12 protein-coding genes are annotated in these 12,809 nt (G+C 70.6%); 3 read left to right on the plus strand and 9 right to left on the minus strand.

Going from position 1 to position 12,809, the window contains the following annotated elements:
* Positions 1-2: 2 nt before the first annotated feature.
* Positions 3-635 (minus strand): pyridoxamine 5'-phosphate oxidase family protein, encoded by a 633-nt coding sequence (locus HNR40_RS09645; RefSeq protein WP_184959934.1) that lies wholly within the window; start codon positions 633-635, stop codon positions 3-5.
* A 228-nt stretch (positions 636-863) separates the two neighbouring features.
* On the opposite strand from HNR40_RS09645, the gene HNR40_RS57115 reads away from it, so the two are divergent.
* Genes HNR40_RS57115 through HNR40_RS09655 form a run of 3 tightly spaced genes read left to right on the plus strand, consistent with a single transcriptional unit; the run spans position 864 to position 2,395 of the window.
* The gene (locus tag HNR40_RS57115) at positions 864-998 is read left to right on the plus strand and encodes a hypothetical protein (RefSeq protein ID WP_312896259.1); all 135 of its coding nucleotides are present in this window, start codon (positions 864-866) and stop codon (positions 996-998) included.
* Positions 999-1,000: 2 nt separating this feature from the next.
* Positions 1,001-1,546: a HesA/MoeB/ThiF family protein gene (locus HNR40_RS57120; RefSeq protein WP_184959936.1), complete on the plus strand. Its 546-nt coding sequence runs from the start codon at positions 1,001-1,003 to the stop codon at positions 1,544-1,546.
* Between the two features lie 27 nt (positions 1,547-1,573).
* Positions 1,574-2,395 (plus strand): hypothetical protein, encoded by an 822-nt coding sequence (locus HNR40_RS09655; protein WP_184959938.1) that lies wholly within the window; start codon positions 1,574-1,576, stop codon positions 2,393-2,395.
* On the opposite strand, the gene HNR40_RS09660 is transcribed toward HNR40_RS09655, so the two are convergent.
* Genes HNR40_RS09660 through HNR40_RS09695 form a run of 8 tightly spaced genes read right to left on the minus strand, consistent with a single transcriptional unit; the run spans position 2,396 to position 12,698 of the window.
* Positions 2,396-3,562 (minus strand): MFS transporter, encoded by a 1,167-nt coding sequence (locus HNR40_RS09660; RefSeq protein WP_184959940.1) that lies wholly within the window; start codon positions 3,560-3,562, stop codon positions 2,396-2,398. It abuts the gene before it with no gap.
* On the minus strand, positions 3,559-4,110 hold the full coding sequence (locus HNR40_RS09665) for a Chromate resistance protein ChrB (RefSeq protein WP_312896260.1): 552 nt from the start codon (positions 4,108-4,110) through the stop codon (positions 3,559-3,561). The genes HNR40_RS09660 and HNR40_RS09665 overlap by 4 nt, the downstream gene beginning before the upstream one ends.
* A 24-nt stretch (positions 4,111-4,134) precedes the next feature.
* On the minus strand, positions 4,135-5,370 hold the full coding sequence (locus HNR40_RS09670; protein WP_184959942.1) for an aminotransferase class I/II-fold pyridoxal phosphate-dependent enzyme: 1,236 nt from the start codon (positions 5,368-5,370) through the stop codon (positions 4,135-4,137).
* Complete coding sequence (locus HNR40_RS09675) at positions 5,367-6,839, minus strand: MFS transporter (protein WP_184959944.1); 1,473 nt, start codon at positions 6,837-6,839, stop codon at positions 5,367-5,369. The genes HNR40_RS09670 and HNR40_RS09675 overlap by 4 nt, the downstream gene beginning before the upstream one ends.
* Before the next feature lie 6 nt (positions 6,840-6,845).
* The gene (locus HNR40_RS09680) at positions 6,846-7,706 is read right to left on the minus strand and encodes an SDR family NAD(P)-dependent oxidoreductase (RefSeq protein WP_184959945.1); all 861 of its coding nucleotides are present in this window, start codon (positions 7,704-7,706) and stop codon (positions 6,846-6,848) included.
* Entirely contained in the window at positions 7,703-8,788 is a 1,086-nt protein-coding gene (locus tag HNR40_RS09685) for an amidinotransferase (protein WP_184959946.1), read from the minus strand. Before HNR40_RS09685 ends, HNR40_RS09680 begins: the two co-directional genes overlap by 4 nt.
* 23 nt (positions 8,789-8,811) lie before the next feature.
* Positions 8,812-10,056, minus strand: coding sequence for a beta-ketoacyl-[acyl-carrier-protein] synthase family protein (locus tag HNR40_RS09690; protein WP_184959947.1), 1,245 nt, complete (start codon positions 10,054-10,056; stop codon positions 8,812-8,814).
* 20 nt (positions 10,057-10,076) lie between these two features.
* Complete coding sequence (locus HNR40_RS09695; protein ID WP_312896297.1) at positions 10,077-12,698, minus strand: aldehyde dehydrogenase family protein; 2,622 nt, start codon at positions 12,696-12,698, stop codon at positions 10,077-10,079.
* Positions 12,699-12,809 lie beyond the last annotated feature (111 nt).

Below are 12,809 nucleotides of genomic sequence, written 5' to 3' on the forward strand. Positions count from 1 at the left end.
CGTCAGTACTGGTTCGTCCGGGCGTCCAGGGCGAGTCCCTCGTCGATCGCCGCCACCGGGACGTCCTTGAGGTTCATCTGGTCCTTGGCGATCTGCCCGAGCGTGGGCAGGCTCTTGCGGTCCGGCCAGGTCTCGGGCTTCCAGAGCGAGGAGCGCAGGAACGCCTTGGCGCAGTGCATGTACAGCTCTTCGACCTCGATCAGTACGGCCAGCTGCGGCCGTTTCCCCTTCACGACCAGGTCGTCGAAGAACGGCGCGTCGGCCACCAGCGAGGCGCGCCCGTTGACCCGGAGCGTCTCGTTCATCCCCGGCACGATGAACAGCAGTCCGGCATGCGGGTTGAGCAGCATGTTGCGGAAGCTGTCGAGCCGGTGGTTGCCGGGCCGGTCGGCGAGGACGAGGCGGTGGTCGTCGAGGACCAGCACCGATCCGGCGGGGTCACCGCGGGGCGAGACGTCGCAGGTGCCGTCGGTGTTGGAGGTGGCCAGCAGCACGAACGGCGAGTGCGCGATGATCGTGCGCGCGTGCTCGTCGATGCGGGCGATGTCCTTGTCCCAGATGACCGCATGTGGTTCCTTGACGATCTCCCGGAGCTCGGCATCGGTCGTCACCATACGCATCTCAGAGGAGCTCATCCCCAGAGAATAAGGTAAGGCTCATCTAACTAGCGAGGTTGTGTCTTCACCAGATCCCCGGGCCCCGGCCGGGCCAGGCTCGGCGACTTCCCGGCCACCGGCCGGATCCCGCGCGAGCTGGGCGATCCGCTCCGGCGGCTGCTGCTGGCCTGCGCGGCCGAGCCGGTCGAGGTCTCCGCCCTGCGCGACCTGCTCGACGACGTCGCGCCGGGGACAGTCGACGCCGCGGTGGCGCGCCTCCTGGCCGCCCGCGTCCTGGTCACCGCGGCCGACGTCGAGGCCCTCACCGCCGACGAACGGCTCTCACGCCAGGCGCTGTTCCTGTCCATGTTCCACGGCGAGCGGCGGACGTCGGCGCGCTGAAAGTGCAGGTCGCCGCCGCCCGCCTGCGCGAGCACGCGCCCGACGTCAAGGTCACCGAGGTCGAGCGGCGAATCACCGGGGCCGGCGACCTGGTCGACGTCGTGCCGGGCGCCGACCTGGTGGTCAACACCGTGGACCGGCCCCAGCTGCGGATCAGACGCTGGGTCAACCGGGCGTGCGTAAAGGCGCGCGTGCCGTTCATCCTGGGCGGTTTCACCCAGCACGTGGCACTCGTCGGGCCGCTGGTGGTGCCGGGCGTGACCGGCTGCCTGGCCTGTCAGGGGCGAGACTTCGCCGGCCGGTACGGCTCCGCCGTCCTGCCCTCGCCGGCCAACTCAGAACGGCTGACCCCGTCGTTCGGCCCGCTGTGCGGCACGGTGTCCGGCCTGGTCGCCGGAGAGGCCATCCGCTACCTGACCGGAACCGGCACCTGCGCGGCCCTCGGCGCCACGATCCGCCTGGACCTGCTCGACCTCACGACGGCGACCAGCCCGTTCGAGCGGCGGGAGGACTGCTGGGTCTGCGACGCCCGCCCCCTCCTCCCTTAGCCTCGCACGATATGTCAGCATCTCCGGGTGCCGAACCATCGTCATCCGGTCCTCGCCCTCGCGCTGGCCGTGCTGCTCAGCGGGTGTACCCCGGCTCCGGCCGTCCCCTCCCGGCCGCCGACGTCGCCCAAGCTCCTCCGGGAGAGCCTGACCGCCGACTGCATGAAGCGGCGCGGGTTCACGTATCGCATGGCCGTGGCCACGCCCACGCCGGACCCGTTGAACGACGGCGACTACCCCGCCGTCGTAGCCGACCGCAAGAAGTACGGCTTCCGGATCTTCGCCCCGCTCGTCGACCCGGTCGACGCCAAGCTGGCCGTCGAGGCGGACTCCAACGACGTGCTCGCCGACGCCCTGTCGCCCACGCAGCAGAAGGCGTACCGGGAGGCCATGAGCACCTGTTATGTCTGGGCGGCCGGCCGGGCCCTCGGCAGGAAGGTGACCAGCCACGACGACCTGAACAAGCAGATCACCGACGCCCTGGACGCGGCCCTCAGCCAGGAGTTCGACGGCGATCCGCGCATGGTCGGGCTGGCACGGAAGTACGCCTCGTGCCTGGCCGCCAGGGGCCGGCCGGTCGGCGACGTACGGCCGAGCAAGATCAAGTGGCAGGTCAGGCAGACCGTCAACAACCAGCTGTGGGCCCTCGGACGCCGTCAGCAAGCCGAGCCGGTGCCGGGTCGCAGGTACTACCCGAACCTGACCAGGGCGGAGGCGGAGCCGTACTTCCGGGAGGAGGTGCGGGCTGCGGTGGATGACATCGAGTGCGGCGAGAAGTTCCACCTCGCCTTCCAGCCGAGGGCGAAGCGGGTTCAGGACCGCATCGGCTACACATGGGGGTTCCAGTGATCATCGTCTGTTGCCGGAGCTGCGGAGGATGAGCGGCAGCACCGCGGTGGCCGCGGCGAGGACGGCGAAGCCCCAGGGCAGCGTGGCCGCGGTGGCGACGGCGGCGACCAGCAGCGGGCCGCCCGCGTCGCCCAGTTCGCGGCCGAGCTCCGCGGTGCCCATGGTCTGGCCGAGCCGCTCCGGCGGGGTCGCGGCGGCGAGGGCGGCGAAGGCGAGCGGGGTGATCAGTCCGGTTCCGGCCCCGATCAGCGCGGCGGCCGGGAGCAACCCGGGCAGGCCGGGCAGCATGGCGGCGGCCAGGCCGCTCGCGGTGAGCAGCAGGCCGGCCGCGACGCCAGTGCCGGTGGTCAGGCGGCCGGAGTCGAGGGCGCGCCCCGCCCACGGCTGCACGAGTGCGGCGCACAGGGCCAGGACCGAGACGGCCGCCCCGGTGGCCAGCGGCGACAGCCCGGCCGTGGCTCCGGACAGCGGCAGGAACCCGACCCCCACGGAAAGGGCGGCCGTCGCGGCGGCCAGCGCGGCCACCGGGCGGAGGAACGCGCCGTCGGTCAGCCGCGTGACCAGGTCCACGACGCTCTGCCGGGCCCTGGGCAGGGGCGGCACCACCGGAACCGCGAGCCAGGCCCACACCGCCACCGCCGCGGCCAGCGCGGCGAGCACCACGAACAGCAGCGTCAGCCCACCGGCCCACACCAGCGCGCCGCCGAGCAGGGGCCCGGCGGTGTAGCCGATGCTCTTGAAGAAGCCGTAGGAGCCGAACGCGCGCCCGTGCCTGGCCCGCGGGTTGAGCCGGGCCACCAGCGCGGAGGCGGCCGGGGAGAACGCCGAGGCGGCGGCGCCCTGGCCCAGCCGGGCCGCCCACAACCAGCCGGGGTCGCGTACCAGGACGAAGAGGGCGGAGGCCGCGGCGAAGCCGACCAGCCCGCCGAGCAGGACCGGCCGGGCGCCGATCCGGTCGGCCAGCGCGCCGAACACCGGCTTGAGCACCACCTCGGCGCCGTCGTACAGGGCGAGCAGCAGGCCCAGGTAGAGCACCGACCTGACCAGGTCCGCCTCGCCCTGGCCGAGGTTGGCGGCGATGCCGTGGGCGCCGAAGGCGGTGGTGAACCCGGCCGCGTACAGGGGCCAGGTCCGCCTCACGGAGACGGGCGGCGCGGCGAGCGTCACGGCTCCTCGCTCGGGGCGAAGGCGTGCAGGTGGGCGAAGACCCGCTCGCTGTAGTCCTCGAAGCGGCGGGCGCACTCGGCCAGGCGGTGCTCCGCGGGCCCGGCTCCCGGAGCGCCGAACACGTCCCTGGCCTTCAGGTCGCGGTGCCAGCGGCGCAGCCGTTCCAGGCTCTGCTCCTCTTCTTCGAGCTCGGCCAGGGTGAACTTGCCGGTGCGGATCTCCTTGTCCAGCTCCGCCTCGTACTTGCCGCAGTCGGCCGTGAACTCCGCCCAGTCCTCCTCGCGGGCGGCGGTGAACATCGCCCGGAACCTGGCCGCGTCGGCGGGCTCACGTCCGCCGGCGTGCAGCACCACGACCTCTCCTTCCGCGCGCCCGGTCAGTCGTACGGCCCGCTCGATGCCATCGGCGAACACCGGCACCCGGGGCACCGCCCACACACCCTGCCCGAGCGACAGCCCGCCCACCTTGCGCAGCTCCCGCCACACCGCGACCCGATGCCGGGACGGCTGCGCGGGCAACCGCACGATCAAGACCACCCATTCGTCCACCAGAGGAAAGTAACACGCGTTACATCAGAATTTGAACTGCTCCTTGAGCGTCGCCAGGGTGGAGAGGAAGCCGTCCAGCTGGTCCTCGGTGTGGCCGTCGCTGATGATCAGGCGGAGCAGGGCCTTGTTGCGCTTGACAGCCGGGTAGACGAAGACGGGCACGAGGTAGCCGTGGTCGAGGAACGCCTGCCGCAGTTCCACGGCGATGTCGTCGTCGTTGACCGGGACCGAGACGATGTAGGTGCTCGTCTCGCTGGTCTCGCAGCCGATGTCGGCCAATCGCCGGCGGAACGCGGTCACCTTGGCCAGGTAGGAGTCGACGATCTCCGGATCGCGGCTCAGCCGGCGGATGATCTCCCGGGCGGTGACGGCGGTGGGCGGTTGCATGGCGGCGGTGAACATCGACGTGCCCGACAGGAGCTCGAAGGACTGCACCGCCGCCGTCGGCCCGGCTATCGCCCCGCCCTCCAGGCCCACCGCCTTGGAGAACGACATCATCACGAAGTCCGCCCGCTCGCGCATGTGCTGGTATTCGGTGGCGAAGGGCCGGTGGGCTGGGCCGTAGATCATGAAGCCGTTGGCGTCGTCGACGAAGCTGATGGCGTTGTGTTTCTCGCACAGGTCCAGGAGCGCGGGGATGGGGCCCATGGTGCCGTCGGCCGAGTAGACGCTCTCCATGACGACGACCACTTTGCCCCCGCCACCGACCTTGGTGAGGACGCGGTCGAGGTGGTCCGGGTCGTTATGGCGGAAGAAGAAGACACGTTTGCCGTATCCCAGGCCCTCGACCGCCTTCCACAGACTCCAGTGGGAGTCCCGGTCCAGGACGAACACCGAGTCGGAGTTGTTCATGCGCACTCCGGCGCCGAGGTCGATGTCCTGGCTCATGGCGTGCACGAAACCCACGTTGGCCAGCAGGCCGGTGGCGAAGCTGAGGGCGCGTTCCTTGCCGGTCGCCTGGCTGACGTCGTGTTCCAGTTCCAGGTGGGCGCGGCACACGCCCTGCGTCATCCGGGAGCCGCCGGTGGTGAGGCCGTACTGGTGGGCGCCTTCGGCGAAGCACTGCCGCAGGTCGGTGCGCTGGTGCATGTTCAGGAGATTGATGCTGGCGAGGTTCGTCAGCGTGCGGCCGTTCTGCGTGATGCTGGGGCCGGTGATGCCGTCCACGATCGCCGGCTCACCGATCAGGCCCGATCCCTCCTCAAGGACCTGGGCGAACGTCTCGAAACCCCACTTGTCCACGGCGCCGGAGCTCGTCATGGCTTTTCTCCTAGGTTCGGGGCGGTTCGGGGATGTCGGCGAAGCACGACCACGATGACCAGCCCGGTGATCATCAGGAGCGCCGCGGACACGATGACGGTCAGGTGCAGACTGGCGACGAACGTCTCCCGGGCGGACTCGGCTATCTGGGGGTACGCGCTGCGCAGGGCGAGGGCCGAGTCCCTGACCACCCCCGCGTGCGGAAACCAGGCGGCGAAGGAGGCGGACATGACACTGCCCAGGACGGCGATCCCGAGCCCGCCGCCGAGCTCGTAGGAGGTCTCCTCGACGGCCGCCGCCTGCCCGGCGTGCTCGGTGGCGACGGCGTTCATCATCGCGTTGGACGCCGCGGTCAGCGCCACGGACAGCGAGAAGCCCATCGCCGCGAAGCAGAGGCCGGTCAGCCACGGCTGGTCGGCGGTGGACAGCGTCACCAAGGGGGCCAGCGCCACCGAGGTGCCCACCAGCCCGGCCGCGACCAGCGGCGGCGCGCCGAAGCGGGCCACGAGTGGTCCGCCGACGAGGCTGCCGAGCACGCTGGTCACGCTCATCGGCAGGATGCGCAAGGCGGCCGACAGCGGCCCGAGCCCCAGGACCAGTTGCAGGTACTGGGTGAAGAACAGCTCCAGCCCCACCAGCACGAGGAACGTGACCAGGATGGACACGGCCGCCGTGGAGAAGGCGGGGTTGGCGAACAGCCGTACTTCGAGCAGCGGGTGGTCGGCGCGCAGCTGCCTGCGCACGAACCACAACAGCAGCACCACGGCGCCGGCCCAGCTCGCCGAGGCCGTCGGGGCGAACAGCGACTCGTGCCCGGCCGTCTTGATGCCGAAGGCGAGGCTGAGCACCCCGCCCGTGGCCAGGACCGCGCCCAGCGCGTCCCAGCGTCCCGAGTCGGCCCGCGGCGACTCCGGCACCAGGAGCAGGGTGAGCGGGATCGCGGCGAGCATGACCGGGACGTTGATCAGGAACACCGCGCCCCACCAGGTCCATTCGACGAGCGCGCCGCCGACGAGCGGACCGACGATGGCGCCTCCCGCGGCGACGGCGCTCCACACGCCGAGGGCCGTCGCGCGCGGCTTCGGGTCGGTGAACACCTGCCTGATCATCGAGAGCGTGGACGGCATGATCATCGCGCCGCCGAGTCCGAGGATCGCGCGGGCCGTGATGAGGATCGCGACGTTCGGGGCGAACGCCGCCGCTAGCGAGGCGACGCCGAACACCGCGTATCCCCACAGGAGCATCGACCGCCTGCCGTACCGGTCACCGAGGGCGGCGAACGGGAGCAGCAGGGGCGCGCAGACGAGGGAGTAGACGTCGGCGATCCACAGCACCTGCTGCGAGCTCGGGCCGAGGTCGGCCGAGAGCTGCGGCAGCGCGGTGTAGAGCACCGTGATGTCGATGACGACGATGAACAGGCTGGCGCACAGAATCGTCAGCACGACCCACGGGTTTTGCGTGCCCTTCATGTCGTCCTATTCCCGGAAGGTGTACGAGGCGAGAGTGTCGAAGGCCCGCGTGGGCAGAATCCATCGAGCCATGGCGAGCACTCGCGCGTCCCAGCCGACCAGGTAGCGGCTGCGCGGCCGCGCCGAGGTCAGGGCGTGGACGATGGCCTCGCTCACCCGCGTGGGATGGGCGGCCAGCTTCAGCATGCGGTCCTGGTCGACCCGCGCCCGCTCGACCGAGCGGGACCAGGCCGGGTAGTACAGGCGCAGCTGGTCGGCGTGCACCTTGTCCGGCAGGGACTCGAACGCGCGCAGCGAGCGCGGCCAGAGCGGGGTGCGCACCGCGCCCGGGTTGACGAGCACCACGTGGATGCCCCACCGGCGCAGCTCCATGCGCAGCGCGTTCGACGACGCCTCCAGGGCGTACTTGGCCGCGCAGCTCGCGCCGATGCTGGGGAACACGCACAGCCCGTTGATGCTGCTGATGTTCACCACCCGGCCGCCGGTCGCGCGCAGTTGCGGAGTGAACGCCCTGGTCACGGCGAGCGGGCCCAGGTAGTTGACCTCCAGTTCGTGGCGGACGAACTCCATGGGCAGGATCTCGAGCGGGCCGTGGTACTCGGCGGTCGCCGCGTTGACCACGCCGACCAGGCGGCGCCCCGGTCCCGGCACCTTAGCCACCGCCTCCTCGACGGAATCGGGCGAGGTGACGTCGAGATGGATCGGCTCGATCCCCTCCGGGCTGTCGGCGAAGGTCTCCGTGACGGCCCGCTCGGGGTCGCGTACCCCGGCGAAGACGTGGAAGCCCTTGGCCGCCAGCGCCCGTGCGGTGACCGAGCCGATCCCGCCCGCCGCGCCGGTGATCAATACGGTACGGCCGTCGGTCATGCCGGGAAGTACGAGCGGAGCGGGCCGTCACGCCGGACGTCGAGCGTCGCGCAGTGGAAGGATCCGGCGAAGGCGTAGTAGGACTCGAACGAGCACGGAACGGGCGTGAAGCCCCACTCCTTGAACGCCTGGATCATGGGCTCCTGGTTGCGTTCGACGACCACGCGGCGCTCGTCGAGCATGAGGACGTTCATGTTGACCCAGCCGCTGACCACGCCGATCGGGTTGGAGGCGGTGTGGACCGGGTCGGGCGCCACGAGCACGTCCCAGTCCCGCAGCACCGGCGGGAGGCTGGCCAGGTCGAGGAACTCGGGGTTGACCAGCACCTTGCCGGGGGCCAGCGGCATGAACGTGGTGTCGATGTGCATGGCCTGCGGGCAGCGGGACTCCAGCACGTGGATGCGGTAGTCGTCGCCGAGGTGGCGGCGCAGCCAGTCGATGCCGGCCTGGTTGGTGACGTGGCTGCGCTGGCAGAAGATGTCACGCCCGGCCCGGACGAAGTCGGCGGCGTCGAAGGTCGGCTCGAACTCGGTGGTGACGAAGCCGATGGGCTCGCCGGGCTCGGGCACGCGGTAGTCGTCGTCGTACAGGTCGTCGAGAAGCTGCGGGCGGGGCGCGGCGGTCCACCGGGCGCCGGCCGCGGAGTATTCCTTCAGAAGCCGCCGGTAGGGCCAGGTCTCGTACTGCCGACCCCGGTCGGCCATCGGCGCCTCGATGATCTCATCGCCGATGACCAGGAAGACGTCACGCGGGTTGGCCGCGCAGAACCCGGTCCCGACCTGCCAGGACGGGGTGGAGAATCCGGCGGCGAAGTCGATCGGGTCGGGCCGGCGCACCCGCACCCCGGCCGTCTGGAGGATGTCGACGAACTGTTCCAGGTCGGCCTTGGCGGGCTCGATCATCTCGGGCGGATAGGGGGTGCCGTCCGCCCCGCTGACCTCCTCGATCGTGTCCCACTCCCCCGGCGGCACCGTGACCTTGTTGATCACGTTCCACTCGGGCAGCATCGCGCCGTCCACCACGCCGACGACGACCTCTTCCAGCGGGTCCCACTCGTTGTGCGAACTTACGGGTCCAGACATCGTTGCCCTTTCCGGTAGCGAGTTCACGGCGTCCACGCGCGGACCACCAGGGCCGCGTTGTGACCGCCGAATCCGAAGGAGTTGCTCAGCGCGGCGCCCACGTCCATGCGGCGCACGTGGTGCGGGACGTAGTCGAGGTCCTCGTCCTCTGGCGCGTCGCAGTTGAACGTGGGCGGCACGAGGCCGGTCGCGATCGCCCTGACGGTGGCGATGAGCTCGGCGGTGCCGGCGGCGCCGATCATGTGACCGGTCAGCGCCTTGATGGAGCTGATCGGCGGCACCCGCGCGCCGAAGACGTTGCGGATCGCCAGGCTCTCGATCCTGTCGTTGAGCACCGTCCCGGTGCCGTGCGCGTTGATGTAGTCGATGCCGTCCGGTTCGATGCCGGCGTCCCGCAGCGCGAGCCGCATCACCGTGGCCGCGCCCAGCCCGTCGGGATGCGGCGCGGTCGGATGGAAGGCGTCGGTCGTGGCCGCGTAGCCGGCGACCTCCGCCTGGATCGCCGCGCCCCTGCGCAGGGCGTGCTCGGCCTCCTCCAGGACGACCACCGCCGCGCCCGAGCCCATGACGAAGCCGTCGCGGTCCCGGTCGAAGGGGCGGCAGGCGCGTTCCGGCTCGTCGTTGCGCCGCGACAGCGCGCCGGTGATGCCGGTGGTCGCCATGTCGAAGGGAGTGATGGAGTCGTCGCAGCCGCCGGCGATCGCCATGTCCGCCCGGCCGGTCCTGATCCACATGGCCGCCTCGCCGACGCTCATGGTGCCGGTGGCGCAGGCCGTGCTCATGGAGCCCGAGGGCCCCGCGGCCCCGAAGCGCAGGGCGATCTCCGCCGACGGGCTGTCGGCGGACAGCGCCGCCGCCGCGTACGGCGGCACGCCACGGGGACCACGCTCGGCGAAGCGGCCGTAGAGCGACTGCTGCAGCCAGCTGCTTCCGTAACCTGAGCTGACCAGGACGCCCAGCCGGGGTTTGAGCTCCCCGCCCTGCGGCAGCTTGGCCTCATCGGCCGCCTGGACCGCCGCCGCCAGACCGAACTGGGCGAAGCTGTCGAGCCTGCGGCTCACCTTGTGCGGCATGTACACCAGAGGGTCGAAGTCGCGGACCTGTGCGGCGATCGTGGTGCTGTGCCCGGCCGGGTCGAACGCGTCGATCGTCGCTATGCCGCTGCGGCCCTGGAGCAGGCTGGACCAGAACGTGTCGACGTCCTGGCCGACGGGAGAGATGACGCCCGCGCCGGTGATGACCACGCGTCGGGGATGGCGGATCGGCATGGGCAGACTGCCTTTCGCGTTCAGACGAGACGTGGCGTGGTGGTCAGGTGCTCGGCGACCACCTGGGAGATGAGCGCGGGCCCGGTCCAGCGCTTGCCGTAGCGCATGACGTAGCCCGCCATGACACCGTGCCCGCCGAACGGCTGGTTGCCGTTGTCGACGTCGATCAGCGTGCTGTTCACGGCCACGGTGTGCCTTTTGCGCAGGGTGTCGACGAGGCCGGGCTCGCCGTCGTACACCATGGCGCCCATCGCCCGTTCGGCGAAGAAGGGCGAGTCGATGTGCTGGCTCACCTGCTGCGCCGTGGAGTAGCCGACGACGTTGAAGATCGGGGCGAAGAACTCCACGATGGGCACGCGCGGGGCCCAGTCCCGTACCAGGACGGTGGGTTCGACGCGTTTGGTGCGGAAGTCGATGGCGCCTCCGGCGACGATGTGCTCGTGGTTGCGGCGCAGGTAGTCGGCGGAGGCCTCGACCGCGGTGTCGTACCAGAGGCTTCCGTAGTCGGCTTCGGGGTCGGTGTTGCTGCCGTACTTGGCCGCCTTCACCGCCTGGGTGAGGCCGTCGACGAAGCTGTCCTTGACGGAGTCGTGGACGTAGAGGACGTCGGGTCCGTAGCAGTCCTGGCCCGAGTTGAGCAGACGCACCCGCATGGCATCCCGTACGGCCCGGCCGACCTGCGCGTCCGGCCCCACGATGAACGGGTTGACGCCCTGCCCGAAGAACACGAAGAGCTGTTCGTCGCGCAGCGTGGCACGGACCTGTTCGGCGTTCTTGTACGTGCCGGTGAAGATGACGACGTCGGCGGAGGCCACCTGGCCGGTGACGAACTCCCGCTGGCTGGCCTCGACCACCTCGATCGGCAGGTTGTGCACGGGTGCCAGGAGGGCGTGCAGCCGGTGGAGCTGATCGGCGATCACGCTCGCCGGCCGGGCCGTCAGCCGCTCGGTGAACAGCGCCGGCACCAGGAGATAGAGGACGTAGCTGTAGAGCAGGACGTTGGACGGCATGAACGCGGCCAGGCGGCGGACTCTGGCCGGTCCGTTGGCGAGGATCTCCTCGACCGCACCGGCCAGGGTGGCGCGGGAAGCGTCGATCTCGTCCATGACCGACCGGTGCAGGGAGATCTCGGTGAGGATGTCGATGACCGGCTGGGGGTCGTCCCGCAGCATCTCCTCCACGGCCCGCAGGCCGCGCACCCGTTCCTCGGGCGGCATCATGGCCGACGTCCCCGCCGGCGCCTGGACGCCGCCGGTGGCCGCCAGCCGCCGCAACGCCGCCATGTCGGGTTTGCCGCGGGCGGTGACCGGGATCCGGTCGAGCACGATGACCTGGTTGGGGCCTTCGTGCGCGGGAAGCTGCGCGGTGAGCCGGGCCCGCCAGTCGGCGGGCTGCGGTTCACCGGCGTCGGCCACGAAGAAGACGAGCCGGCACCCCAGCCGCTCGTCCTCCACCGGGACGACCGCGACCGGACGGTTCAGCACGGCGGCCGCCCGGCGTTCCACGGCCTCCGGATAGATGGTGTGCCCGAGGCGGTGGACGGCGAACTTGCGGCCGACGACGTAGAGGTTGCCCTCGGCGTCGACGTGGCCCAGGTCGTTGGTGCGCAGCTCGGTCAGGGGCGCCGCCGCCTCCTCCAGAGGCAGGTAGCCCTCCATCAGGTCGGCGGAGCGTACGACGACCTCGCCGGTCTGGCCGGCGCTCAGTTCCTTGCCGTCGTCGTCGACGATCGTCACGTCCACTCCGGGCAGCGGGCGGCCGCAGCCGTTCGGGTTGTCCGGCGTGGCCAGCGCGATGTTGCCGGCCTCCGTGCTGCCGTAGCCGTCCAGCAGCGGCTGGCCGACCTCGGTGAGGAACCTGTCGGAGAGCGTCGGATCCAGGGGCGCGCCGCCCACACACCACATGCGGACACGGGACAGGTCGGCCAGCAGCTCCGGGCGGCGCTCGCCGAGGTTCAGGATCGTGTGGTACGTCGACGGCGTCGCGTCCACGGACGTGGCGCCCGCTTCCGCGCCGGCCCGCAGGGCCCGGTCGAGCCGGCCGTACGGGGTGATGAGCAGCGAGCAGTCGCTCATCAACCAGGTCAGGACCAGCGAGATCCCGTATTGGTGGGAGAAGGGGAGGAGCGGCAGAAGCACGTCCTCGGGGGTGTAGGCCATCCGGGCACAGGTCCGCTCGGTGTTCGCGATGATCGAACGGCCGGAGCGCACGATGCCCTTGGGGTGACCGGTCGAGCCGGACGACCACGCGATCAGCGCGTCGCGGCGGCCGGTCCAGGGGTTGAGGTCGAGGGACCGGACAGGCGGATCCTGCACCGTTGAGACCAGCCGGCCGAGCTCGATGGTTCGCATACCGGCCGGTGGCGGTGTGGCGTCATCCGTCAGTGCGATGTTCGTTCCCGAGACAGTTGCCATCCGCTCGAGTTCACCGCGTGTTTGATGTGCGTCCACAATCACGATGGAAATGTTTAGGTTGACGAGGGCGAGGAATCCTGCGACAAAATCCGGCGAGTTCCGCGCGACCAGGAGAATTCGATCCCCCGGTGCGATGCCGTCTCGTGTGAGCCCCTGCGAGACGGCGGCTGCGATGCTCGCCACCCGTTCATTCGTTATTGCCGATCCATCGGAGATCAGCATCAGCATCACCTACCGAGGACTTTCCTACGTGACGCCGGATAACGGGTCAACGTTGGTCTTTCCGGTCATCACACCTCCGAACACTCGCGGTTAACCACGCGAAACTTCCTAGTCATA

Source organism: Nonomuraea endophytica, from assembly GCF_014203235.1.
GTDB classification, from domain to species: domain Bacteria; phylum Actinomycetota; class Actinomycetes; order Streptosporangiales; family Streptosporangiaceae; genus Nonomuraea; species Nonomuraea endophytica.